This window comes from Micromonospora sp. SD12, assembly GCF_052068495.1.
Lineage (GTDB): Bacteria > Actinomycetota > Actinomycetes > Mycobacteriales > Micromonosporaceae > Micromonospora > Micromonospora echinofusca.
Genome location: NZ_JBQHDF010000017.1, coordinates 18,697 through 42,332, shown reverse-complemented (window position 1 = coordinate 42,332; position 23,636 = coordinate 18,697). Strand labels below are relative to the sequence as shown.

Annotated in this window: 19 protein-coding genes; 12 read left to right on the top strand and 7 right to left on the bottom strand. The window is 73.8% G+C overall.

What is annotated here, in order from left to right; genetic code table 11:
* Positions 1-19 precede the first annotated feature (19 nt).
* Both ACTMS2_RS24160 and ACTMS2_RS24155 read left to right on the top strand, forming a co-directional pair.
* The gene (locus ACTMS2_RS24160; RefSeq protein WP_441177436.1) at positions 20-2,572 is read left to right on the top strand and encodes a DUF4118 domain-containing protein; all 2,553 of its coding nucleotides are present in this window, start codon (positions 20-22) and stop codon (positions 2,570-2,572) included.
* Positions 2,569-3,252 carry a response regulator gene (locus ACTMS2_RS24155; RefSeq protein ID WP_441177435.1) on the top strand — a complete coding sequence of 228 codons (684 nt, stop codon included), beginning with the start codon at positions 2,569-2,571 and terminating at the stop codon, positions 3,250-3,252. The genes ACTMS2_RS24160 and ACTMS2_RS24155 overlap by 4 nt, the downstream gene beginning before the upstream one ends.
* Positions 3,253-3,347: 95 nt before the next feature.
* Here ACTMS2_RS24155 and ACTMS2_RS24150 read toward each other — a convergent pair whose 3' ends face one another.
* A complete protein-coding gene (locus ACTMS2_RS24150; RefSeq protein WP_441177434.1) occupies positions 3,348-4,703 on the bottom strand; it encodes a carbohydrate-binding protein in 1,356 nt (451 codons plus the stop codon).
* A gap of 201 nt (positions 4,704-4,904) precedes the next feature.
* On the opposite strand from ACTMS2_RS24150, the gene ACTMS2_RS24145 reads away from it, so the two are divergent.
* On the top strand, positions 4,905-5,264 hold the full coding sequence (locus ACTMS2_RS24145) for a hypothetical protein (protein ID WP_157747160.1): 360 nt from the start codon (positions 4,905-4,907) through the stop codon (positions 5,262-5,264).
* A 57-nt stretch (positions 5,265-5,321) separates the two neighbouring features.
* Here ACTMS2_RS24145 and ACTMS2_RS24140 read toward each other — a convergent pair whose 3' ends face one another.
* Positions 5,322-7,190 carry an adenylyl cyclase gene (locus tag ACTMS2_RS24140; RefSeq protein ID WP_441177502.1) on the bottom strand — a complete coding sequence of 623 codons (1,869 nt, stop codon included), beginning with the start codon at positions 7,188-7,190 and terminating at the stop codon, positions 5,322-5,324.
* A 297-nt stretch (positions 7,191-7,487) separates the two neighbouring features.
* Complete coding sequence (locus ACTMS2_RS24135) at positions 7,488-7,775, bottom strand: DUF1905 domain-containing protein (protein ID WP_441177433.1); 288 nt, start codon at positions 7,773-7,775, stop codon at positions 7,488-7,490.
* 110 nt (positions 7,776-7,885) lie between these two features.
* On the opposite strand from ACTMS2_RS24135, the gene ACTMS2_RS24130 reads away from it, so the two are divergent.
* Together ACTMS2_RS24130 and ACTMS2_RS24125 are read left to right on the top strand one after the other, a co-directional pair.
* On the top strand, positions 7,886-8,737 hold the full coding sequence (locus tag ACTMS2_RS24130; RefSeq protein WP_441177432.1) for an ATP-grasp domain-containing protein: 852 nt from the start codon (positions 7,886-7,888) through the stop codon (positions 8,735-8,737).
* 289 nt (positions 8,738-9,026) lie between these two features.
* On the top strand, positions 9,027-10,430 hold the full coding sequence (locus tag ACTMS2_RS24125) for an endo-1,4-beta-xylanase (RefSeq protein WP_441177431.1): 1,404 nt from the start codon (positions 9,027-9,029) through the stop codon (positions 10,428-10,430).
* Positions 10,431-10,509: 79 nt separating this feature from the next.
* Here ACTMS2_RS24125 and ACTMS2_RS24120 read toward each other — a convergent pair whose 3' ends face one another.
* Both ACTMS2_RS24120 and ACTMS2_RS24115 read right to left on the bottom strand, forming a co-directional pair.
* On the bottom strand, positions 10,510-11,457 hold the full coding sequence (locus tag ACTMS2_RS24120) for a cation diffusion facilitator family transporter (protein WP_441177430.1): 948 nt from the start codon (positions 11,455-11,457) through the stop codon (positions 10,510-10,512).
* A gap of 197 nt (positions 11,458-11,654) precedes the next feature.
* Positions 11,655-14,282: a CHAT domain-containing protein gene (locus ACTMS2_RS24115; protein ID WP_441177429.1), complete on the bottom strand. Its 2,628-nt coding sequence runs from the start codon at positions 14,280-14,282 to the stop codon at positions 11,655-11,657.
* Positions 14,283-14,468: 186 nt separating this feature from the next.
* On the opposite strand from ACTMS2_RS24115, the gene ACTMS2_RS24110 reads away from it, so the two are divergent.
* The 3 genes from ACTMS2_RS24110 to ACTMS2_RS24100 are packed head-to-tail and all read left to right on the top strand — an operon-like array spanning position 14,469 to position 16,888.
* Positions 14,469-15,779 (top strand): S8 family peptidase, encoded by a 1,311-nt coding sequence (locus tag ACTMS2_RS24110; protein ID WP_441177428.1) that lies wholly within the window; start codon positions 14,469-14,471, stop codon positions 15,777-15,779.
* A 31-nt stretch (positions 15,780-15,810) separates the two neighbouring features.
* Positions 15,811-16,449 carry an RNA polymerase sigma factor gene (locus ACTMS2_RS24105; RefSeq protein ID WP_441177427.1) on the top strand — a complete coding sequence of 213 codons (639 nt, stop codon included), beginning with the start codon at positions 15,811-15,813 and terminating at the stop codon, positions 16,447-16,449.
* Positions 16,424-16,888, top strand: a complete 465-nt coding sequence (locus ACTMS2_RS24100) for a hypothetical protein (RefSeq protein WP_441177426.1) — start codon at positions 16,424-16,426, stop codon at positions 16,886-16,888. Before ACTMS2_RS24105 ends, ACTMS2_RS24100 begins: the two co-directional genes overlap by 26 nt.
* Before the next feature lie 138 nt (positions 16,889-17,026).
* Here the strand turns inward: ACTMS2_RS24100 and ACTMS2_RS24095 are convergent, their stop codons facing one another.
* The gene (locus ACTMS2_RS24095; protein WP_441177425.1) at positions 17,027-18,070 is read right to left on the bottom strand and encodes a hypothetical protein; all 1,044 of its coding nucleotides are present in this window, start codon (positions 18,068-18,070) and stop codon (positions 17,027-17,029) included.
* Between the two features lie 423 nt (positions 18,071-18,493).
* On the opposite strand from ACTMS2_RS24095, the gene ACTMS2_RS24090 reads away from it, so the two are divergent.
* Complete coding sequence (locus ACTMS2_RS24090; protein ID WP_441177424.1) at positions 18,494-19,828, top strand: hypothetical protein; 1,335 nt, start codon at positions 18,494-18,496, stop codon at positions 19,826-19,828.
* Between the two features lie 135 nt (positions 19,829-19,963).
* Here ACTMS2_RS24090 and ACTMS2_RS24085 read toward each other — a convergent pair whose 3' ends face one another.
* Positions 19,964-21,100: an FAD-dependent monooxygenase gene (locus ACTMS2_RS24085; protein WP_441177423.1), complete on the bottom strand. Its 1,137-nt coding sequence runs from the start codon at positions 21,098-21,100 to the stop codon at positions 19,964-19,966.
* A gap of 61 nt (positions 21,101-21,161) precedes the next feature.
* On the opposite strand from ACTMS2_RS24085, the gene ACTMS2_RS24080 reads away from it, so the two are divergent.
* The 3 genes from ACTMS2_RS24080 (at position 21,162) to ACTMS2_RS24070 (ending at position 23,633) form a co-directional block, all read left to right on the top strand.
* The gene (locus ACTMS2_RS24080) at positions 21,162-21,800 is read left to right on the top strand and encodes a TetR/AcrR family transcriptional regulator (protein WP_441177422.1); all 639 of its coding nucleotides are present in this window, start codon (positions 21,162-21,164) and stop codon (positions 21,798-21,800) included.
* A gap of 149 nt (positions 21,801-21,949) precedes the next feature.
* Positions 21,950-22,213 carry a hypothetical protein gene (locus ACTMS2_RS24075; RefSeq protein ID WP_441177421.1) on the top strand — a complete coding sequence of 88 codons (264 nt, stop codon included), beginning with the start codon at positions 21,950-21,952 and terminating at the stop codon, positions 22,211-22,213.
* 562 nt (positions 22,214-22,775) lie between these two features.
* Entirely contained in the window at positions 22,776-23,633 is an 858-nt protein-coding gene (locus tag ACTMS2_RS24070) for a DUF4132 domain-containing protein (RefSeq protein ID WP_441177420.1), read from the top strand.
* Positions 23,634-23,636 lie beyond the last annotated feature (3 nt).

Here is a 23,636-nt window from a genome sequence, read left to right as displayed (position 1 = left end):
GATCAGGGAGGATGGCTGCGTGCCCAGGGGAGAACTGCGCATCTACCTCGGGGCCGCGCCCGGCGTCGGCAAGACGTACGCGATGCTGGAGGAGGCCCGGCGGCGCGCCGAGCGCGGCACCGACGTGGTGGTCGGCCTGGTCGAGACCCACGGCCGCGCCCAGACCGCCGCGATGGTCGGCGACCTGGAGGTGCTGCCGCGCCGGGTGGTGACCTACCGCGGCGCGACGTTCACCGAGATGGACCTCGACGCGGTGCTGGCCCGGCGGCCCGAGGTCGCCGTGGTCGACGAGCTGGCCCACACCAACGTGCCCGGCTCGCGTCACGAGAAGCGCTGGCAGGACGTACAGGAGCTGCTCGACGCCGGCATCACCGTCCTGTCGACCGTCAACGTCCAGCACCTCGAATCGGTCAACGACGTCGTCGCCCGCATCACCGGCACCACCCAGCGCGAGACGGTGCCCGACGCGGTGGTCCGCGCCGCCGAGCAGGTCGAGCTGGTCGACATGACCCCGGAGGCGCTGCGCCGCCGGATGGCCCACGGCAACATCTACCGGCCCGACCGGATCGACGCGGCCCTCGGCAACTACTTCCGCATCGGCAACCTCACCGCCCTGCGCGAGCTGGCCCTGCTGTGGCTGGCCGACAAGGTCGACGAGCAGCTCGGCGCCTACCGCGCCCAGCAGGGCATCTCCGAGACCTGGGAGGCCCGCGAGCGGGTGGTGGTGGCGCTCACGGGCGGGCCGGAGGGCGCGACGCTCATCCGCCGCGCCGCGCGGGTCGCGGCCCGCAGCAAGGGCGCGGACCTGCTCGCCGTGCACGTCGCCCGCAGCGACGGGCTGGCCGGCGCCGATCCGGCGCAGCTCGCCCGGCAGCGCGTCCTGGTGGAGAGCCTCGGCGGCACGTACCACCAGGTGCTCGGCACCGACATCCCGGCGGCGCTGCTCGACTTCGCCCGGGGCGTCAACGCCACCCAGCTGGTGCTCGGCGCGAGCCGGCGCGGGCGGTTCGCGCAGCTCTTCTCCCGTGGCGTGGGGGTGACCACCACGGCGCTGTCCGGGCCGATCGACGTGCACCTGGTCACCCACCCGCAGATGGGCCGGGGGCGGCACGGCGCGGGCGTGCCGGCCGCGCTGTCGCGGCGGCGCCGGCTGCTCGGGTTCGGCCTCGCCGGGCTCGGCATGCCGCTGCTGACGGTGCTGCTGCGGGCCCTGCCGGACCTCAGCCTCACCAACGACATCCTGCTCTTCCTCACCGGCGTCGTCGGGGTCGCACTCGTCGGCGGGCTGTGGCCGGCGCTGGTCGCCGCGCTGGGTGGTTCCCTGCTGCTCAACTGGTTCTTCACGCCCCCGTTCCACACGCTGACCATCGCCGAGGCCGACAACCTGCTGGCCCTGGGCGTCTTCGTCGCCGTCGCCGTGGCCGTCAGCGGGGTCGTCGACGTCGCGGCGCGGCGCACCAGGGAGGCGGCGCGCGCCTCCGCCGACGCGCAGACGCTGGCCACGGTGGCCGGTGGCGTCCTGCGCGGTGAGCGGCCGCTGCCGGCGTTGCTGGACCGGCTGCGCGAGACGTTCGGGCTGCGTGCGGTCAGCGTCCTCGAACTCGTCGCCGACACCGGCGGTCGACCCGGGCGCGCCAGCGAGGACGGGGCGTGGCGGATCGTGGCCAGCGTCGGCGAGGACCCGGCGGGCAACCCGGGCGCGGGCGAGACGGCCGTGCCGGTGGACGACCGGATCACCGTGGTGCTCTCCGGCCGGCGGCTGGAGGCCGCGGACCGGCGCGTCGTGGAGGCGTTCGCCGCCCAGGCCGCCGTCGCGCTGCGGCAGGAACGCCTCGCCGAGGAGGCGGCCAGCGCCCGGCCGCTCGCCGAGGCCGACCGGATGCGTACGGCGCTGCTCGCCGCGGTCAGCCACGACCTGCGTACGCCGCTGGCCTCGGCGAAGGCCGCGGTGAGCAGCCTGCGCAGCCACGACGTCGAGTTCGATGCGGACGACCGCGACGAACTGCTGGCCACCGCCGACGAGTCCCTGGACCGGCTCGGGCGGCTCGTGGCGAACCTGCTGGACATGAGCCGCCTGCAGGCCGGCGTCCTCGGCGTGACCCGCGTGTCGATCGGGCTGGAGGACGCGGTGCCGAGGGCCCTGGACGAGCTGGGCCCGCAGGCCGCCGACGTCGGCACCGACATCCCCGCCGACCTGCCCGCCGCCGTCGCCGACCCGGGGCTGCTGGAGCGGGTGCTGGTCAACATCGTCGCCAACGCCCTGCGGCACAGCCCGCCGCAGCGGCCCCCGGCCATCACCGCCAGCGCCCACGCCGGGCAGGTGGAGCTGCGCGTCATCGACACCGGCCCCGGTATCCCGCAGGACCAGTGGGAGCACGTCTTCCTGCCGTTCCAGCGCCTGGGCGACCGGGACAACGCCACCGGCGTGGGTCTCGGCCTGGCCCTCTCCCGCGGCCTCGCCGAGGCCATGGGTGGCAGCATCACTCCCGAGACCACCCCCGGGGGCGGCCTCACCATGGTGCTGCGGTTGCCCGCCGCCACCTCGGACGCGGCGGAGGGGCAGCAGGAATGACCCGCATCCTGGTGGTCGACGACGAGCCGCAGATCGTCCGCGCCCTGCGGATCAACCTGCGGGTCCGGGGCTACGACGTGCAGGCCGTCGCGACCGGCACGGCGGCGCTCAAGGCAGCCGCCAGCGATCCGCCCGACCTGGTGGTGCTCGACCTGGGCCTGCCCGACATCGACGGGGTGGAGGTCATCCGGGGCCTGCGGGGCTGGACGCACGTGCCGATCATCGTGCTCTCCGGCCGCGCCGGCAGCCAGGACAAGGTCGCGGCCCTGGACGCCGGCGCCGACGACTACGTCACCAAGCCCTTCGGCATCGACGAACTCCTCGCCCGGATCCGCGCCGTGACCCGGCGACTGCACGTCAGCGCCGACGCGACCACCGCCACGCTGCGGGTCGGCCGGCACACCGTCGACCTCGCCGCCCGTACGGTCACCCGGGACGACGGCGCCGACGTCCGGCTCACCCCCACCCAGTGGGGGGTGCTCGAACAACTGCTGCGTCACCCGGGCAAGCTCGTCAGCCAGCGCCAGCTCCTGCACGACGTCTGGGGTCCCGAGTACCAGAACGAGACCAACTACCTGCGCCAGTACATGGCCCAGTTGCGTCGCAAGCTGGAGGACGATCCGGCCCGCCCGCGCCACCTGATCACCGAGCCCGGCATGGGCTACCGGTTCCGGCCCTGAGCGCGGTGGGGGCGCGCGTGCGTCGCGGGTGCCCGGCGCCGACCGTCGGCCACGGGGGTGCGGCCGCGCGGTCGGCGCCCGGGGTGGCGTGCGGCTCAGCGGCCCTGGAGGGCCCGGACGTTGTCGCCGAACGTCCAGCCCTTCGACCCGTCCCAGTTCAGCGACCAGGTCATCAGGCCCTTCAGGCCGCCCCGGTAGGTGTTCCACGCCTGGGCCACCGTCGCCGGGGCCATGTGGCCGCCCCCGGCGCCGGGCTGCGCCGGCAGCCCGGGGACCTGCTTGTCGTACGGGACGCGGATGGTGGTGCCCTGGACGACCAGCCCGGCGTTGAGGCAGTCGGTCTGGGCGGTGAAGCCCTGCACGGTCCCGGCCGGGTACGAGTCGCCGGAGCAGCCGTACATGCTGCCGTTGTAGTACTGCATGTTCAGCCACCAGAGCCGGCCGTTGTCGGCGTACCGCTTGATGACCGGCAGGTACGCGCCCCAGATCGAGCCGTAGGTGACGCTGCCGCCGGTGACGTACGCGGTCTCCGGCGCCATGGTGAGGCCGAAGCCCGCCGGCATCTGGGCGAGCACCCCGTCGATGATGCGGATGAGGTTGGCCTGCGACGGGGAGAGCTGCGAGATGTTCCCGCTGCCGGTGAGTCCGGTCTCGATGTCGATGTCGATGCCGTCGAAGTTGTACCGCTTGAGGATCGGTACGACGGTCGCGACGAACCGGTCGGCGACCGCCGCCGAGCTGAGGTCGATCCCGGCGGTCGCGCCACCGATGGACAGCAGGATGGTCAGGCCGGCGGCCTTGGCGCGGCACATCTCGGCCGGGGTGGGCACCTTGACCGTGGCGTCCATGCCGTCCTCCCAGAGCACGGTGCCGTCGGCGCGGATGACCGGGAACGCCGCGTTGATCACGTTGTATCCGTGCGCAGGGATGCGGGGGTCGGTGATCGGGATCCAGCCCAGCGGCGGGTGGACGCCGTTGGCCGCGCCGTCCCAGTTCTCCCAGTAGCCCTGGAGCACCTTGCCGGCCGGCTTCGGCTTGCCGGCGCAGGTGTCCGGGCCGGGTGGGGTGGGCGTCGCGGTGGGCGTCGGGGGCGGGGTCGGCGTCGCGGTGGGGGAGGGCCCGGAGGTGGCGGTCGGAGTGGGCGACGGCGTGCCTCCGCCGTCGCAGGCGCCCAGGTCGCTCCAGAGGGCGGGCGTCGCGGCGGGGTTCCAGCCGGCGCCCGGCGGGGGTGTGTGCGCCACCAGCGCCTGGTAGAGCCGTCCCGCGTGACTGACCCGGCTGCCGACGGCGTAGGCGGTGCCTTCGGCCCAGGCCGGCGCGGCGCAGGCCGCGGCGGCGACGTCGGGGACGCCGGGCTGCGCGGCGGCGCGACCGTCCACGGCGGGCACGGCCAGGGCGGCGGTCAGCGCCGCGCCGGCCAGGAGTGCGGGCATCGTACGTCGAAGTCGCATGGCATTCCTCCTCGTCGATGGCGGCAGGCTATCAGTTAACTTTGTTAAACGTAAGCGACGGGGTGGCGGCGCCGGACGATCGGGATGGCGGGGAGAGCGGTAAAACTTTTCGCCGACATCGACCGTGCTCATGGAGCTAATCTCCGAGATTCGATACCCTCCTGTGGACCCACCCGCCGTCCACCGTGGAGGAGATCGAGCATGCGCAGATTGATGTCGGCGATCGGAGCCGGAGCGATGCTGACCGTGGGGCTGCTCGTCGGCGCCAGCCCGGCACAGGCCGCGAGCTGCACGCTCGTGCAGTCCGAGATCTACAACGGGGCCAACATCATCGCCTGGTCGCAGGGCCTCCAGGGCTGCTCGGGCGACGTCTACTGGGAGATCCAGTCGGGTGACGCCGGCGGTTGGCAGGTCGCGCAGAGCGGCACCACGCACTACGACGACGAGGTGCAGAGCTACTACGGCGACGTCGAGCTGCCGTGCTACCTGCGGGTCTACGCGAAGTTCGGCACCCAGGAGAAGCTGACCCAGCCGGCGCGCAACAACAACTGCGCAGGCTGACGACCGGGCCGGACGGGGCGGGGTGCGCGCCCCGTCCGGCTCGGTTTGCCGCAGGAGTTACGGGGCGGGATAGCGCGTGAGGTACACGGGCGCGCCGACGCGCGTCGTGTCGGCCGCCTCGCCGACGCCGTTGACCACGTGGTCGATCGTGCCGGCGCTCAGGTTGACGGTCATGACGTGGTGCAGCCGCACGCCCGGGGTGACGGGGACCTCGAAGCCGTTCTCGGTGCGGATCGACGGGTTGTTCTGGTTGAACACGTACACCCCGCCGCCGTGCAGGGTGTGGTGGCGCACCCGGTCGCCGACCTTGTAGCCGGCCCATCCCCTGGTCCTGCCGTTCATCCAGTCGGCCTGCGTCGGCGGGTCGTACGGCAGCTCGTTCTGGTAGAGCACCGTCGTGCCGTGCTCGCCGTTCCAGACCGTGTTGTACCGCTGGAAGTGCTCGACGAAGAGGCCGGTGGCCGTCACGTGGTCGCCGTTGATGACGGCGCCGTAGCGGCCGGTGTTGGTCCGCCAGCGGTCGGTGTCGCCGTTGACGCCCTCGGTGAAGCCCTCGACGCCGTGGTCCCCGCGCCACACCCAGGTGTGGTCGATGAGGACGTGGTCGGCGTTGACCTCCAGCGCGGTGTGCGTCCTGCCGACGTGCGGCCCGCCGACGCGGAAGTACACGTCGGAGAGCGTGATCGGGTTGTGCGGGGTGCTGGCGTTGCGGCCGTGCCGCTGGCCGACCCGCAGCAGCACCGGCGACTCGGTGCGGCCCGCGTCGACGGTGACCCCGGCCACCACCACGCCGGGTACGCCGGCGACGTCCAGCGGGATCGCGCCGTTCACGGCGGTCAGCGTGGCGTGGCCGATGCCGAGGACCACGGTGTCGGGCCGCCTGACCTCGATGCTGCGGGCGATGTCGTACACGCCGGGGGTCAGCAGCAGGTGCCTGCCACGGGCGAGCTGGGCGTTGATGACGTGCACCGGGTCGGAGGGCTTGGCGACGAAGAAGTCCCGGATGCCGATGGTGCGGCCCGGCGTCATGCCGTCGGCCCAGGAGACGCCCCGGGTGTCGCGCCGGGCGGCGGGGACCCGTACGTGGTACCTGCCGCGCTCGTCGACGAACAGGTACGGCTTCTCCCTGCTCAGCGGCGTCGTGTCCAGCGTGGTGTAGGGCGGGTCGGGGAAGCCGGCGTCGTCCGGAGCACCCACCGTGCCCGCGAAGACCTGGTTCCACACGGCGTTGGACCAGCTCTCGACCTCGCTGTTGCGGGTCAGCCACTGCTGCTGGGAGCCGTTGGTGGTGGCGGGTAGCCGGGAGTCGGCGATGAACCCGCCGCTGGCGTACTGCGGGCCGGCGGTGCAGTAGTCCATCAGCGACAGTCCGCCGCCGCTGACGTCGAGGCGGCGCATGGACACCGCCTGGGACACCGCCCAGAAGTTGGCCGAGGCCCGGCAGCCGTCCTGGCCGGTGGCGTCGACGGACAGCGACAGGTTCGACAGGGTGCGCCAGAAGTTGACCAGGGCGATGCAGTTGCCGGTGCCGCCGTCCTCGAGGCAGCGGTTGTAGGCCTCGATCTTGCCGGTGACGGTGACGTCGGTGGGGGAGGCGCCCAGGCCGGAGACCTCGGTGTAGTAGCCCACCTTCGCCCGGAGGGGCTGCGCGGGCGTGCCGTAGCTGCCGGGCTTGAAGAGGTACGCGTGCCGCGCGGTGCCCATCTCGGCGTCGACCTGTCGGGCGTGCGCCGCGTCGAGTGTCGCCTGGATCTCGGCGAGGGGTGTGTCGGGGTCGAAGATCGTCACGTTGGGCCCGAAGTCCGGGGTCCCGTGGCGGGCCGGGCCGGCGGCGGCCGCCGTGCCGGTCGTGCCGGCGACCGCCGCCATTACCAGGCCGAGCGCGAGCGCCCGGCGCAGCCGCCGTCGCTCGTCGGGGGACTGCATTCTCATCGGTGTTCCTCTCCGCCGGCCGGGGCGGGTGCCGGGCACGGCGACGCGGTGGGGGAAGGTGCTCCGGCGCTGGGCGCGGGTGGGCGCGCCGGTGTCGGGCGGGCGGTCGTCGTCGACCTGCCGCCGGGGGCGACGGTGGGGACAGCGCGTCTGTGAGAGCGCTCTCTCGCCGCCGCGGGCTTGCCTCACGTCGGGATGGAAGGGATGGCATGTTTCTACCCCCTGGGCCCCGCCGGCGCTACTCCTGCGATCAGGAAAGATGTGCGTACGCCGTGCGGGTGGGCCGAGCGTTCAGCCGTCGACGACCAGGCGGACGGTCACTCCGTCGCCCACCGCCAGCCCCTCGGCCCGTCGTACGGCCGCCTTCACCGGCACGAGGTAGCGCCCGTCCTTCGGGAACAGCGAGGTGCGCCAGCCGGTCTGCCCGATCCGCGCCGCGACCGGGATCATGCCCCAGCCGTAGCTGACCCCTGCGGCGCGCGCGGCCAGCTCCTGACAGCCGTCCTCGGTGACGGTGACGAAGTGCCACGGCGCTGGCCCCCGCCAGAACCACAGCTCGCCGCTGAACTCCAGCTCCATCGGCTCAGCATAGGGACGGGGACCGACGCTTCGGTCCGGGTGAGCCACTGACCGATCCGCGCCGCGCGGCGGCACTCGCGTCGTCAGCGTCGATCAGGGAGCATGCACCCGTGCTGCTGCTCGTTCCGGCGGACCCGCTGCGTCCGCGCCACCCGGATGCCCACTTCGCCCCGGAGGCGCACGCCGCCCGGGACGCCGGCTTCGAGGTCGCCGTCGTCGACCACGACGCGTTGGCTCGTGGCGACGACGTGCCGCGAGCGGTGTCGCGGGTGACCGGGGAGGGCGTCGCGGTCTACCGGGGCTGGATGCTGCGCAGCGAGCGGTACGCCGCCTTCGCCGACGCGCTGGCCCGCCGGGGCGTCGCCCTGCGGACGACCGGGGAGCAGTACCGGCGCGCCCACGAGTTGCCCGGCTGGTATCCCGGCCTGGCCGAGCTGACGCCGCGCTCGGTGTGGACGGTCGGGACGCGGCGCGCCGACTTCGACCGGGCGCGGCACGCGCTCGGCGGCGGGGCGGCGGTGCTACGCGACTTCACCAAGTCGATGAAGCACCACTGGCACGAGGCGGCGTTCATCCCGGATCTCGACGACGGCCAGGCCGCCTGGCGGGTCGCGAGCCGCTTCGTCGAGCTGCGCGGGGATGATCTCGTGGGCGGCCTGGTGCTGCGCCGGTTCGAGCGGTTCACCGGCGCCGAGGTCCGTACGTGGTGGGTGGACGGCGCCTGCGTCCTGGTCGGCGCCCACCCCGACAGCCCGCGCGACACCCCGCCGGAGACGTTCGATGCGGGGTTGGTCAGCGGGTCGGTGGCGGCGCTGGGGCTGCCGTTCGTGACCGTGGACCTGGCCCTGCGCGCGGACGGCGGATGGCGGATCGTCGAGCTCGGCGACGGGCAGGTCAGCGATCGACCGTCCACCATCGCACCGGCCGTCATGGTCGATGTGCTCCGCCAGGGTGCGGGCTGAGTCCCGAAACTTCCGGTGCCCCGGCCGGTTGCGGGACGGCCGTTCGACGGGGGTGAGGCTCTGGCGGGGCGGGCGGAGCGGAACGCCAGCGCCGGAAGGATCCGATAATCGGGCGTTGAGGTTCCGGACACGTTCCGATACGGTCCGATGGAAGGGCTTCGATCAACACACGGTGTCGAGGATTCTGACGGCGGCGTGGTCTCCGGGCGACCACTCCATCGGCCCCACCGTGGCGGGCGGTTGTCGAGGCGGCCCTGCCCATCCGTTCGATCCATCGAAAGGCTCTGCCATGGACAACAATCCAACCCCCGCCGGCGGGCGCCCGGTGGCCCGCAGGCGGCCGCGCGTCGCGCTGGCGTCGGTCGTGGTCGGTCTCTCCGTCGCCGCCGCGACGATGGCGGTGGCGTCCGGCGCCAACGCCGGCACGACCCTGGGGGCGTCCGCCGCCGAGAAGGGGCGCTACTTCGGTGCTGCGGTGGCGGCGCACAAGCTCTCCGACACCACCTACGTCGGGATCCTGAACCGCGAGTTCAACTCGGTCACGCCCGAGAACGAGATGAAGATCGACGCCACCGAACCACAACAGAACCAGTTCACCTTCACCAACGCCGACCGCATCGTCAACCACGCCCGTGCCAACGGCATGCAGGTACGCGGCCACACCCTCGCCTGGCACTCACAACAGCCCGCCTGGATGCAGAACATGTCCGGCACCGCCCTGCGCGCCGCCATGCTCAACCACGTCACCCAGGTTGCCACCCACTACCGCGGCAAGATCCACTCCTGGGACGTCGTCAACGAAGCCTTCGCCGACGGCAGCACCGGCGCCCGCCGCGACTCCAACCTCCAACGCACCGGCAACGACTGGATCGAAGCCGCCTTCCGCGCCGCACGCACCGCCGACCCGAACGCCAAACTCTGCTACAACGACTACAACACCGACGACTGGACGCACGCCAAGACCCAGGCCGTCTACACCATGGTCCGCGACTTCAAGCAGCGTGGCGTGCCCATCGACTGCGTCGGCCTGCAGTCACACTTCAACAGCGCCTCGCCCTACCCGGGCAACTACCGCACCACCCTGTCCAGCTTCGCCGCACTCGGCGTCGACGTCCAGATCACCGAACTCGACATCGAAGGCTCCGGCAGCAGCCAGGCCACCACCTACCGCAACGTCGTCACCGACTGCCTCGCCGTCACCCGCTGCACCGGCATCACCGTCTGGGGCATCCGCGACACCGACTCCTGGCGAGCCAGCGGCACCCCGCTACTCTTCGACGGCAACGGCAACAAGAAGCCGGCATACGACGCGACGCTGAGCGCGCTGAACGCCGGCACCAGCACGCCGCCCCCGACCACCGCGCCCCCGACGACCCCGCCGCCCAGCTCCCCGCCGCCGTCCGGTGGCTGTGCCGCGTCGGTGTCGTTGAACTCGTGGAACGGCGGCTTCGTCGCCACCGTACGGGTCACCGCCGGAGCCACGCCGATCAACGGCTGGGCGGTCGCCCTCACCCTGCCGGGCGGCGCGACGGTCACCAACACCTGGAGCGCGCGCGCCAGCGGCGCCACCGGCGCCGTGACGTTCCAGAACGTCGACTACAACGGCCGACTGGCCGCCGGGACCACCACCGAGTTCGGCTTCCAGGGCACCGGAACCGGACCGACCGGCACCCCCACCTGCACCGCGAGCTGACCGCGTACGGCCCGGTGTGGGACGTCCTCCCGCACCGGGCCGCCGACGTCGCAGGCACCTCTCGTTCGGATCGGGGAGGTCAGCCGGTGTGACCGGCCGGCTCGACCGCCGGGACGGACCGGCGGTCGATGTCGGGCTCGAGGTAGATCGCCGTAGCGGTGGGCAGCACCCTGCGGATTCTCGCCTCGGCGTCGTCGATCGTGGCGGCGACGTCGGCTCCCCGGTCGACCGTTCCGATGGCGATCTTCGCCGCGACCAGGAGGTCTTCCGGTCCGAGGTGCAGGGTGCGGAGGTGGATGACGCCGTCCACGCCAGGGGTGGACACCAGCTCGGTGTGGATTGCGGTGATCTCTTCGGGCAGGGCGGCCTCGCCGATGAGCAGGCTCTTGGTCTCGGCGGCGAGGACGACCGCGATGACGACCAGGAGGGCGCCGATGCACAGGGTGGCGATGCCGTCGAAGATGGCGTTGCCGGTGAGCACGCTGAGTCCCACGCCGGCCAGCGCGAAGACCAGGCCGAGCAGGGCGCCCGCGTCCTCGAGCAGGATCACCGGCAGTTCGGGGGCGCGGGCGTGGCGAACGAAGGAGACCCAACCTCGGGTGCCGCGAACCTTGTTGGCCTCCTTCACGGCGGTGTACAGGGCGTAGCTCTCCAACGCGATCGCGATGACCAGGACGGCGACGGCGATCAGGGGCGAGGTGAGCTCGTGCGGGTCGCTGATCTTGTGGTAGCCCTCGTAGAGGGCGTACAGGCCTCCGATGCTGAAGAGCACGATCGCGACGATGAAGGCGTAGATGTAGCGTTCCCTGGCGTACCCGAACGGGTGCAGCGCCGAGGGGGCGCGGCGGGCGCGCTTGCCGCCGATCAGCAGCAGCGCCTGGTTGGTCGAGTCCGCGACCGAGTGCACGCCCTCGGCGAGCATCGACGCCGAGCCGGTTATCGCGGCCGCGACGAACTTGCTCACCGCGATGCCCAGGTTCGCGATCAGGGCTGTCACCACGGCTTTGGTGCTGCCTTCAGCCGCCATCGGTTGGTTCTCCCTCGTCACATGTCGTCGGTCGGGGCGTCCTACGACACGACACCCGTCCGTCAGGGTCTTCTACCGGCATCGCGCCCGGGTATGCGTCGGCCCGTCCCCGCGGGACGGGCCGATGATCCGTCGTCGGCTGCGGTCTGTGCCCCGTCGCGTGGGGGCCGAAACACCGCCCCTCCCGGCCGCGTCGTTCAGCCGGCGCCGAAGCAGACGAAGGCGGCGGCGGTGGCGTGCGCGGCTGCGCCCCCAGCGGCGAACGCGCGCTGGGCGTCGGCGAGCGCCAGCGCCGGGGCGGCGCCGGCGCGCATCCGCCGGTGCAGGTCCAGCATCAGCGCGGTGGTCAGGTCGGCCGGGACCGGCAGCACGGTCGCGATCAGGGTGCGGGCACCCAGGGCCAGCAGCACGGCGGTGAAACCCATGACCTCGTCGCCGGGCCGGACGCCGGAGAGGCCCGAGTCGCAGGCGGAGAGGACCACACAGCCAGGTGGGTGGGTCAGCCGCTCCAACTCGTACGCGGTCAACGGCCCGTCGGCCAGCTCCAGGGTGGAGAAGAGCGGGTTGTCGGCGCGGAAGGTGCCGTGTGCGGCGACGTGCGCCAGCGCGGTGGCGTTCAGCGCGCCGGTGACCGCGTCGGCCGTGGCGTCGCCGCCGGTGAGGTGGCGGGCGCCGGGCAGGGCGGCGCCGAGCTGGCGTACCTCGGTCTCGGCGGCGGGCAGCCGGGGCCCGGCCACCAGCACCGGCGGGCCGGTCGGGACGATCCGACCGGCGGCGCGCAACCAGACCGTCGCCGAGGGCGCCACCGTCACCGGCCGGCCGGCGCAGGTCGGCAGGCCGGACCAGGCCACGGCGTGCAGCGCGCCGATCGGGACGATCACCAGTGGCCGGTCGCCCAGGAGCCGGCGTACGGGGTCGAAGAGCTGCCGGTCCAGCGCGGTGGCGGCGAACTCGACGCCGGCCCGGGCGCTGGCCGAGTCGCCGGTGGTGACCAGCCGGCGCAGGCCGAAGCGGTGTCGTCGGGCCCGACCCAGCGCCTCGTCGAGCGGACCGAGGTCGTGCAGGCTGGTCCGCCCGTCGCGGACGAGCACCGCCCGCAGCCGGGGCCCGTGCGTCACCAGTTCCAGCAGCACGGCGTCGCCCAGCGCGGCGGCGAGGGCCCGCACCGAGGGCGGTGCCACCAGGCCGTCGCCGGCGGCGCCCCGCGCGGCACCGCCCACTCCGCGCGCCAGTTCCCGGATGCGCTGTTCGAGCCGGCCCTGGCTGCGCCGCAGCGTGTGCACCGGGTGGCCGGCGAGCAGCGCGTCCTCCAGGGCGGTGCTGACCATCCGCAGCTCGGCCAGGGCGGCGGCCAGTTCGGGATCCTGCGGCGGCTGCACCGGGCGCATCCGCAGGGCGTTGGCCCGCCAGCGCTCCGCCCAGGCCAGCACCTGTGCGGGCGTGCCGGCGCGTACGGCGATGTCCAGCCCCTCGGCGGCCAGTTCGTGCCCGTACGTCCCGCTGTGTGCGCGTAGCTCGGTGGCGCCCAGGGAGGCCCGGTGGCCGTCGAGCACCGCCAGGCCCCGGCGCAGGGCCCGGGCCGCGCCCCGCGGGTCACCGTCGAGTCGGCGGCGCAGGGCGAGCGCGTACCAGCCCTGGGCGCGGTGGGGTGCGGTGCCCCGGCGGTGCGCCCGGGCCGCCACCGCCAGCAGCTCGGCGGCCCGGGCGGGCCGGCCCAACGTCTCGGCCAGGCGGGCGGCCTCGATCCGGGTGGTCAGCGCCGGCGAGGGCCAGCCGGTGGCGTCGAGCTGCCCGGCGGTGCGCACCATGGCGGTGAACAGGGCCGCCGAACGGTTGCCCCGGGCGAACTCGGCGCGCAACTCCACGTGCCGGGCGAAGGCGGCCCAGATGCGGCGTCCCTGCCGGCGGAAGCGGGCCCGCGCCGAGGCGGCGGCGGTCGCGGCGGTGTCCAGGTCACCGGCGAGCAGGGCCGCGCGGGCCCGGGCCAGCAGCGCCTCGGCGAAATCCGAGGCCATGCCCCGCCGGCGCAGCTCCGACACGGCGGTGGTGGCGACCTCGACCGCCTCGTCGACCAGCGGCACCGACAGCAGCAGCTCGAACCGGTCCAGCAGCAGCGCCGGGCGGGGTACCGACAGCCGGCGGTACTCCTCGTCGACCGTGGCGAAGCCGCGCAGCGCGCCCGCGACGTCGCCGCGTTGCCCGGCGGCGATGCCGATGTTCCAACGGGCGTCGGCGGCGGCCAGGTCGAGCCCGAGCTGGTTGAAGATGGCCGCGGAGCGGGACAGGTCGTCGTCGGCGTCGCGGCCGGTGCCCCGGTGGGCGTTGAGGAGCCCGCGGTTGTTGCGCGCGCGGGCCTCCAGCAGCAGGTCGCCCTCGCGCCGGGCGACCTCCACCGCGATGCCGTAGTCGCGGACCGCCTCGTCGAACCGCCCCCGGTAGTGCAGCACGACACCCCGCTGCATCCGGGCCCGGCCGGCGTCGGCGCCGGTCAACCGGGGCAGGGCCAGGGTCACCGCGCGCAGGGCGGCGCCGGTGCGTCCGGCGTTGGCCAGGACGTACCCGAGGCTCATCCGGGCGAGCGCCCGCACCCGGGGCGAGTCGGCGACCCGCACCGCCCGGCGCAGGTGCCGCAGGGCGCCCGGCAGGTCGTTGATCTCCCGCAGGGCCAGCCCGATGGCGCGTTCGGCGGTGGAGCGCTCGTCGGCGTCGGGGTGCCCGGCGGCGAGGACCCGCCGGCCGATCACGATCGCCTCGCGGGGCCAGCGCTGGACGGCGTCGAGCGCGGCCTGGGCCGTGCCGGCACCGGAACCGGCGCTGTCGGCCATGCCAAGAAGAATCCCGCAGTCGCGCTCCTCGGTCAATCGCGAGGGCGGTATCGGAATTCCGTCGGCTGAACGGCGATCAATTGACACTCGACTATCCTTTGAAATAATCGTCCGGTGCCTCGGAGCGTCCTTCCGTGGCTGCCCGGCCCGTCGCCGACCACGCATCTCCGACCGCTTGGAGGACCGGTGCCGTCCGACGACTCCTTCGTGCCGCGCCCGCCCGCCGGGTTGTCCCGTCGGCAGGTCGTGGCCTGGTCCACCCTGGCCGTGGCGGCGGCGCCGCTCGGTCTCGTCGGGGCCGGCCGGCCGGCCACCGCCGGCGAGTCACCCGACGCCACCTACCAGCGGCTCTTCCTGGAGGCCCTGGCCGCGGACCCCGACGTGCGTCGGTACGCCGTCGCCGGCCGGGAGTTCCTCCACCGGCCACGGCAGCTCCTGGTGGCCCGCCCCGACGTGCAGCGGGTCGTGGCTCGGCTGCGCGGCTACGGCCACCCGGTCACCGAGGGCGTCGGCTTCGGCGGGGTCGCCCGGCTCCTCTTCGCCGTCGAGACCGACATCCCGTCGGTGGTGACCAGGCTGCGCGACCCGCAGCAGTGGCCCGGGCAGCCGGTTCCCCTGGTCCAGCCGCACCACGTCCTCGTCGGCTTCGGCAACATCATGGGCAACCCGGGCGGCCCGCCCCGCGTCGCCGCCGCCCTGCCGGCGCCGGATCCGGCGCGCGCCGGTGAGGGCGCGGGAGTGACGGTGGGAATCTGCGACACCGGCATCTGGCGGCAGGCCGGCTCCCGTCATCCGCAGTGGCTGGGCGGCAGCTACCTGCCCGAGGTCGACGACGAGGACGCGGTCTACGTCGGCGCGGACGTGCTGGCGCTTCAGGGCGGCCACGGCACGTTCGTCGCCGGAGTGGTCCGGCAGGCCGCGCCGGGCGTACGTCTCGACCCCGAGGCCGCGCTGGACGCCACCGGCGTCGGCGACGAGGAGATGCTGGTCGCCGCGCTCGGGCGGCTCGGTCCGCAGGTGTCGGTCGTCAACCTCTCGCTGGGCTACTTCACCCAGGACGACCAGCCTCCGCTGCCACTGGTCGACGCGCTGGCCGGGCTGCCCGGCAGAGCCGTGGTGGCCTCGGCGGGCAATGCCGGCACCAGTAGGCGGACGTGGCCGGCCGCCCTCGACCGGGTGCTGGCGGTCGGCGCGGTGAGCGCCGGGTCCACCGGCCCGGTACCGGCGCCCTACAGCAGCCACGGGTCGTGGGTGGACGCCTGCGCCCTGGGGGACTGGCACAGCACCTACGTCCGGGGCCGGCTCCCGTTGCCGGGCCATCCCACCCGCTACTTCGACGGATTCGCCGCCTGGGCCGGCACCTCGTTCGCCACGGGCCACGTCGCCGGCCGGCTGGCCGCGCTGATGACCAGCGCCGGACTCAGCGCCGAGGCGGCCCACGCCGCGCTGATCGCCGGCCCCCGCTGGCATCCCGACTACGGCGTACTCGTCGCGTGAGGCCGGTATCGGCGCGCCGGGCGGTGGCCGGATGAGCGAGCGCGGCACGGTCGGGCTGGTCGCCGCCGCCTCCTGCGGGGACGAGGGGGCGTGGGGCGAACTGGTCCGCCGCTACACGCCCCTGGTGCTGTCGGTGATCCGGTCCCACGGACTCGACCACGTCGACGCGGCGGACGTGAACCAGACCGTCTGGCTGCGTGCCGTGGAGCAGTTGGGCCGGCTGCGGGAGTCGAACGCCCTGCCCGCCTGGCTGGTCACCACCACCCGGCGCGAGTGCTACCGGCTGCTGCGCCTCGGTCGGCGGACCCAGCCGTTCGACCCGTACGACGACTCGGTGGGCGGGCACGTCGGCGCGTCCCTGCTGGTGGACCCGGTCACCCCCGACGAGGACCTGCTGCGCGCCGAGCGGCGGCAGGCGCTGCGGGAGGCGTTCGCGCAGTTGCCGCCGCGCTGCCGCGAACTGCTCACCCTGCTGATGGCCGAGCCGCCGGTCAGCTACCGCGAGATCGGGGCGCGGCTGGGCATGCCGGTGGGCAGCGTCGGTCCCACCCAGGCCCGGTGCCTGCACAAGCTGCGGAACTGCCCGGCGCTCGCCCCGTTCGTCGGGGCGCACCCGGGCAACGACGGGAGCGGAGGTGACCGGGATGGAGCCGTGGCCGCCAGCCGCTGACGACGCCCTACTGGCCGAGTTGAGGGCCGCCCTGCGCGAGCCCGGTCCGGTGCCGGAGGAGTTCGTGGCCGGGGCGCTGGCCGCGTACGGGTGGCGGACCGTCGACGCCGAGTTGGAACTCGCCGAGTTGACCTTCGACTCGTCCTGCGACCCGGAGCCGGCCGGTCTCACCCGGTCCACCGGATCGGCGCGCACGCTGACGTTCCGGGCCGGTGCGGTCGTCGTCGAGATCGAGGTGACCCGGGCCGGCATCGTCGGGCAGCTCTCGCCGGCCCGGGGCGGGCGGGTCACCGCGCGCACGTCGATCGGTGCGTACGAGGAGGTGCCGGTGGACGCGGTGGGCTTCTTCTCGATGGGGGTGCCGCCCGCCGGCCCCGTCCAGCTCTGTGCCCGCACCGCCGGGTACGCGGTGGCGACCGCCTGGGTCAGCCTGCGCTGAGCGGACGCCCCTTCGCCGCCATCGCGCGCGTTGGGCGGCGCTCCGGCCCGCGCCGGGTGGCGGACGGGGTTTGCGCCGGAACGGGTGGAACGGAGGTCGCGGGCCCCGTCCGCGACCTCCGTCCCTGCCCTCGGAGGGCTACCCGGCCCGCTGGCCGACGGTGACGTCGTAGCGGACGCCGCCGAGGTCGGCCCGGGCGGCACCGGTGGTGTCCGGGCCGATCTGGGTCACGTTGACGGCGGTCTTCTCCCGGGTCGGCACGGTCGCCGTGAAGCTCAGCGAGAAGGCGAGCCGCTCACCGGGGTTGAGCTCCAGGTTGTCCAGACTGGCCTGGCCGATGTCGACGATCTCGACCTGGTTGCGGCCCACCTCGCGCACGCCCTTGCCGGCCTTGCCCCCCTTGACCCAGCGCTCGAACAGGGTCGGGCCGAGGTCGGCGACGAGCCGGCCACCGGCGGTCTGGAACGGGGCCCCGTTCTGGCTGAAGACCACGCTGCTGCGGGCCGGGCGGGTCAGGGTGTTGCCGATGGCGAACGGGCGGATCTGCGCCTGACCGCCGGCGGTCAGCGCCACCGAGTTGACGTTGCGCCAGGCGATGTTGTTGTTGTGGCGGGTGTTGACGCCGATGTCCGGGCCCTCGAAGGTCATCGGGTCGTTGGGGGAGACCCAGCGGGCCAGCAGGCAGAAGTGACCGGGGCCGGGCACGTTGTCCCACGGGATGGTGACGGAGGTGACCCCGGGGTAGACCGGTACCGCCATCGCCCCGATCTGCGTCCACGCGCCCGGCCAGGCCGCCCCGCCGCCGGGCGTGGTCCGGTAGACCAAGATCGTGCCCTGCTCCATGACGCTGTCGCCGTACGGGCCGGGGTTGCGCAGCTTGATGAAGATGTAGTTGCGTTGGCCGACGATCGGGTTCTGGCTGGTCGCGCACTCGACGGCGGTGTGGCAGACCTTGATGTCCGGGCTCTGCCAGAGGGGATTGAGCGCGTGCGGCTCGATCCCCACGTCGGCGGGAGTGTCCTGCATGTACACGTCGACGGCAGCGGCGGCGGCGCGGCTGTCCGTCGGGCCGGCCAGTGGCGCGGCGCCGGCCGCGGTGACGGACAACAGCGTCGCCAGCGCCGCGCCGGTGAACAGGGCGAGCGTCGAGCGGCGCGCTCTTCCTGCGAGTCTGGTGGACACATTTCCTCCCGGTGGTGGGGAATCGCCGCGCGCCCCGGTGTGGCGGCGTGGGCGGGTGGACATCCATACGGAGCGCGATCGACAGAAATAAATACGTCTGTCGCTGTCGGTCTATGTCAGATGACGGGGGTTCGCATCAACCTGGCGAAAGCCGCGCAACGGCCCTCGGCGCGACCGTCCGTCGGCATCCCGCCCATCGCCCCGCCCGCCGTCCTTTGCCCCGCCCGCCGTCCGTCGGCCTGGCCGCCCCGAGCGTCGGCCCAGCCGGCGCGGGGTCCGATCGCGGCCGACAACTCGGGGCATTGGGCGCAGTAGCTGTCCGATGGTCGACGGGTCACTGACCGCGACGGCCGCCCGGGTGCTACCTCTTCGCCAGCGTTCGGCTGACCGGGCCGGGCCGGCAGCGCGCGAAGGAGCCGCCACATGTTCCCGTTCCCCGACGAAGCGACCAGGAAGGCGCTCGATCTCGGCCGGCGCGAGGTGTTCCAGACGTACCGGGTGCTGATGGCCTGCGAGCTGCAACGGTTGCGTCCCCTGGTCGCCGCGCTGCGGGCGGGGCTGCGTCGCGACCGGTCGACCGCGCGACTCGACACGGTGGCCGGCCTGGTCGACGGGCCCTGGTTGCAGCAGATCTCGGTACGCGGCGCGACGGTGCACCGGGCGGCCACCCTGTTCAAGGAGGTGCAGGACTCCCTGGACGGGGTCGTGCCATCCGCCGCCGGCAATCCCTACCTCGGCGCCGCCCTGGACGAGCTGCAGAACAAGATCGTCGACGTCATGAACGACGTCGGGAGCCCCGGGCACACGGCCGTCAACAACGCCTTCGCGCGTCTGTTCGGGTCCACCTCGTCGGTGGCCAAGGCCCGCTTCGCGCAGACGGTCACGGCGCTGCGGGCCATGCTCAAGCGCACCGACGGCCAGCGGTCGGGATTCGTGTGCAACCTGACGTTGCCCGACGGGATGGGCGCGCTCGCCAGCGGTCAGGGCGACACCGCGATCATCAACGTGGGTCGCTCCGCACTCGACGGAACGATGCACGTGTGGGAACTCGCCGCCACACTCCTGCACGAGGGGACGCACACCCTGGCGGAGAACCCGACGGTCGACATCGTCTACCGCCACCGCAACGCCCCCTACTACCTCCAGGGCCAGATCGCCCTGCGGAACGCCGCCAACTTCGAGCAGACCGTCTACGAGGCGCTGGGCCAGGGCGGGCCGTTCCCCGCCGACGTCCAGGTGGCCGCCATGCGGGGCCGTGCCGCGCCCCGGATGGACTCGCTGCACACCGTTCTCGCGTCCCGCATCACCCGCGCGTGGGTACGCAGCTACGACTTCGCCTGCCTCGACTTCAGCAGGACCGACCTGCCCAGGTCGGTGGCCGCCGTGCTCACCGACCTGCCGCAGGGTCGGGCGTACGCGCCGTTGACCAAGGCGTACATGGAGGCGCTGCACGCGGCGATGCTGTCGCTGATGCGGGCGGAGGAGCGGCTGGTGGTGCGGGCCGAGCCGAACATGCTGAACCACTCCACGGTGATCAACGCGGACGGCACCATCCGGTTCACCATCAACTCCGACCTCGCCGCCCGGACGCCCATGGCCCAGCTGCTGCACTGGATGCTCGACGAACTCGTCACCGAGGTGAACTGCCGGATCCCCAAGGACAGCGCGGAACTGTTCGCCCTCATCCTGAGCATCGAGAAGTTCGACCGGGACAACGTGCACGACGCACTGACCGACTTCTACGGCTCCTTCCAGTAGGCGGCGGCTGCCGGGCGACGCCCTGGGGCGCCGCCCGGCGCGCACCTCGGCGGAGCCGGCGAGCCCGTCGACGGCCCGACGTCCGGGCACGGCGCGGGTGCGGTGTCGGCGCGCCGGGCGGCCCGCGGCGCGCTCTCAGTCGAGCGACGGCGGACGCCAGTCGGCGTAGCGGGCCATCGAGCGCAGCGCCAGTCGGGGCGGGGTGAGGCGCAGGACGGCGTCGCGGGCCGCCACGGCGACGGGGTTCTCCAGTTGCTGACCGAAGCGGCCGACCGCGCGGGACGCCCTCGCCACCCGCTGGCTGCGCGGGCGGCGCTGCCGGTCGTAGGCGAGGGGCCCGTCCGGGCGGCCGGCGACGGAGGCGAGCACGACGGCGTCCTCCAGCGCCTGGTTGGCGCCCTGGCCGAGGTTGGGTGTCATCGCGTGCGCCGCGTCGCCGATCAGGACGACCCGGCCCTTGACGTACGTCGTCAGGGGTTCGTCCAGACAGGCGAGGTCGTCCCGCAGGACGGTGCCGGTGGCGGCGATGAGGGCGGGGATCGGATCGTGCCAGCCGCCGAACCGCTCGCGCACCCGGGCCGGCTCGTCGCCGGCCGGCGCGCCGGGCGCGGCGTTGACGGAGGCGAACCAGTAGACGCGGCCGTCGGTGAGCGGCACCATGCCGAACTCGGCGCCCCGGTCCCAGCTGATCGCGACGACGAGCTCGCCGTCCCAGGTCGGGGTGACCCCGCGCCAGGCGGTCACGCCGATGGGGGCGGGGGCGGCGGCCTCCGGCCAGAGCAGCCCGCGCAACGTGCTGTGGATGCCGTCCGCGCCGATCACGAGATCGGCGCTCGTCCGGGCCGTCCCGTGCCGGCCCTGGTAGGTCACCTCGCCGTCAGCGGTGACGGCGCGGACCTCGGCGCCGGTCAGCACGACGCCGTCCGGCAGCGCGCCGAGCAGGATCTCGTGCAGGGCGGCGCGGTGGATGCCGACGGCGGGTGTGCCGAGCGCGCGGGCAAGCTCGCCGGGCCCGATGCGGGCCAGCCACCGGCCGTCGGCTCTGCGGGTGCCGCCGGAGACGTCGGCGCGGCCCCGCTGCCGTACGGCAGCGCCGAGGCCCAGCGCGTCCAGGCAGCGCAGCCCGTTCGCTTGCAGGACCAGTCCCGCCCCGACCGGACGGAAGGCGGCGGCACGTTCGAGCACCGTCACCCGCCAGCCCGCGCGGTGCAGGCCGATGGCCGCGCCCAGCCCGCCGATGCCGGCTCCGACCACCACTGCCGTCCGCGTCATCGCCGCTCCTTCTACAGATGTAGAAAGAGATACTACCGCCGTGGAAGGAGGTGGCGACGCCGTGCCGACCGACCGGTTCGCGGTCCTGACCGACGCCGCGATCGACGTACTCGCCGAACTCGGCATGCGTGGGCTCACCCACCGCGCCGTCGACGCGCGGGCCGGGCTGCCGCAGGGCACCACGTCCGCGTACTTCCGCACCCGCGCAACGCTCATCGAAGCGGTGGTGCGCCGGCTCGCCGACCTCGACCGGGCCGACCTGGAAGCCGCCGGGGTGCCGGCCGGGGAAGGCGTCCCGGAACTCGCGCCGGACGACGTCGTCGCGGTGGCCGGCGGCATCGCCGCAATGCTCGATCGGTGGATGAGCACCGCCCGCAACCGCACGCTCGCCCGCTACGCCTGCCTGCTGGAGGCCACGCACCGCCCGGAACTCCGGACGATCCTCGCGTACGGCGACGCGTCGCGCGCGCAGTCGAGGGCGATGCTGGCGGCCGCGGGCGCCCGGCACCCCGGGCAGGCCGGTGACCATCTCGTCGCCTGCATCGACGGTCTGCTCTTCGACCGGCTGGCCGGCGCGGGCGCGCGCACCGCGCCGCCACCCGGTACGGCCGCGAACCGTGCGGACCTCACCGTCGCGGTCACGACCCTGTTGCGGGCGTTCGCGGGTCGGCACCCCGACCCGCGACGTCCCGCCGGCTGACCGCCGCCGTCGCTCCGATCGCGGGCCGTTCACCCCCGAGAAGGCCTGCCGTGGCGTCGGGACCGGGCATCGACCACAATCGGGAACCGTCATCGTCCATCGTCGAGAGGACACGAGTGAAACGCCGACTCCTGCACGCACTGACGGTCGTGACCGTCGTTCTTTCCGGCTCGGCTGTGGCCGCCGCACCGGCCTCGGCGAGCGACGCGTGGGGCATCGTCTGCAACCTCCGGGAGAACACCTGGCTGCGCGCCGCGCCGCACAGCCACGTGCTGCTCACCCTGACCGCCGGGCGCGGGTTCCGCTGGCACGGTCAGGTCTGGGCCGTCGACGACGACGTCTGGATCTACGGTCACGGCGCCGAGCACCCGTCCGTGGACGGCTGGGTGCCGGCCGGCAACACCACCTGCTGAGCCGACGGTTCCGCCGGGACGGCGGCGGGCGCCCGCCGCCGTCCCGACGCACGTCCCGCCAGGCCACCGCTCGCGTCGCGGCTGTCGACCTGCCGCCGCGGGTACGCCGCGGCTCGCCCCGCTGTCGGCCGCCGGACGACAGACCCTGATCGCGTTGCTCGGCAGGCTGCTCGATCACCATGGCGGGGTGCCGTCCCCCTGATCCGGCCGGCGCCGTGCCACGACGGGGCCTCGACCCGACGCGGCCCGGGGTGCCGCGCCCCGGCTGGAGAGGACCGCCGGCGCCGGACCGGCTGGAGCGAGGCTCCTCCGGTCGCCGTGTGACCTAGGTCATCACCGTGGGCTCCCGCCGGGCTCGCCGTCGGCCCTGCGCTGCGCACTCCGGCCCGCTGGACCTGCGGCTTCCGTGAGCCGCGCCGTCCTCGTGCCGCCGGCCCGGCCTCGGCTGCTCGGCCGATGGGTCGCTGTCGTGTCGGTCACTACTGTTAGCGTGCCCTCGTTGTCGATCACGGCCGATTCCTCACGAAATCTGGCTGTTCTGCCACTGCGGAGGGTGTTCCTGATGGCCTGGCTACCGGTGGGGGACTCGTACGAGATCTCTCTCGTGGACGGAAAGGTGGCGGCCCGGTCCACCGGCCCGCGCGCCGGCGGCCGTCCACTGAAGACTCTGCCGAAGGCGCTGCGCGACGCCCCCGAGGTGGACGGGCTGCGCCAGCTCGCCCAGTGGCTGGACCGGCACGGCGCCGAGTGCCTGGGCCGGGTCGACGCCTGGGTGGTGTCCTCGCTGCCGGTGCCGACCGCGCTGCTGGCCCGCGTCTGGCCGGACCCGGCCTGGCAGCACGCGTTGCGCGACCTCGTGGTGCTCGGGGACGACCCGGCCGAGACGGGCTTCCTGCGCGACGTCACCGACGGCGGCGACCTGCGCGTGGTCAACCTCGACGGCGACACCGTCCGGCTCTCGCCGGCGACCGCCACGCTGCCCCACCCGGTGCGCCTGCCCGACCTGGCCGACCTGCGCGAGTTCGCCGATGAACTGGACGTGACCCAGCGCATCGAGCAGTTGCACCGGGGCACCTGGGACAAGCCCGACGACCTCAGGGCGCGGGACACCACGGTCACCGACTTCCGCGGCACCACGGTCCCCAACCGGCTGGCCGTCCGGGCCGCCACGCTCGGCTTCCGGGTCTCCGGCTCGCAGATCAGGTGCCGCGTCTGGGAGGCAGGCCGCACCGTCGAGGCCGCGCTGTGGTTCGACGAGGACTACTGGGACTCCGAGGCGACCCTGGGCACCCTCTCCTGGGCGGTCGTGGACGGCCCGACGCTGCGGTTGACCGAGGTCGGGCCGGTGGCCTGGTCGGAAGGAATGCGGATGGCGACGGCCCTGTCCGGCGCCGTGACCGGAACGGGGAAGAAGGCGTGAGCG

What these genes read in the sequence shown, in the direction of transcription:
- ACTMS2_RS24105 (WP_441177427.1), top strand. Translation starts at nt 15,811, where the DNA reads ATGAGCGAGCGCGGCACGGTCGGGCTGGTCGCCGCCGCCTCCTGCGGG.
- ACTMS2_RS24125 (WP_441177431.1), top strand. Translation starts at nt 9,027, where the DNA reads ATGGACAACAATCCAACCCCCGCCGGCGGGCGCCCGGTGGCCCGCAGG.
- ACTMS2_RS24155 (WP_441177435.1), top strand. Translation starts at nt 2,569, where the DNA reads ATGACCCGCATCCTGGTGGTCGACGACGAGCCGCAGATCGTCCGCGCC.
- ACTMS2_RS24145 (WP_157747160.1), top strand. Translation starts at nt 4,905, where the DNA reads ATGCGCAGATTGATGTCGGCGATCGGAGCCGGAGCGATGCTGACCGTG.
- ACTMS2_RS24115 (WP_441177429.1), bottom strand. Translation starts at nt 14,282, where the DNA reads ATGGCCGACAGCGCCGGTTCCGGTGCCGGCACGGCCCAGGCCGCGCTC.
- ACTMS2_RS24120 (WP_441177430.1), bottom strand. Translation starts at nt 11,457, where the DNA reads ATGGCGGCTGAAGGCAGCACCAAAGCCGTGGTGACAGCCCTGATCGCG.
- ACTMS2_RS24100 (WP_441177426.1), top strand. Translation starts at nt 16,424, where the DNA reads ATGGAGCCGTGGCCGCCAGCCGCTGACGACGCCCTACTGGCCGAGTTG.
- ACTMS2_RS24150 (WP_441177434.1), bottom strand. Translation starts at nt 4,703, where the DNA reads ATGCGACTTCGACGTACGATGCCCGCACTCCTGGCCGGCGCGGCGCTG.
- ACTMS2_RS24085 (WP_441177423.1), bottom strand. Translation starts at nt 21,100, where the DNA reads ATGACGCGGACGGCAGTGGTGGTCGGAGCCGGCATCGGCGGGCTGGGC.
- ACTMS2_RS24090 (WP_441177424.1), top strand. Translation starts at nt 18,494, where the DNA reads ATGTTCCCGTTCCCCGACGAAGCGACCAGGAAGGCGCTCGATCTCGGC.
- ACTMS2_RS24135 (WP_441177433.1), bottom strand. Translation starts at nt 7,775, where the DNA reads ATGGAGCTGGAGTTCAGCGGCGAGCTGTGGTTCTGGCGGGGGCCAGCG.
- ACTMS2_RS24140 (WP_441177502.1), bottom strand. Translation starts at nt 7,190, where the DNA reads ATGCAGTCCCCCGACGAGCGACGGCGGCTGCGCCGGGCGCTCGCGCTC.
- ACTMS2_RS24070 (WP_441177420.1), top strand. Translation starts at nt 22,776, where the DNA reads ATGGCCTGGCTACCGGTGGGGGACTCGTACGAGATCTCTCTCGTGGAC.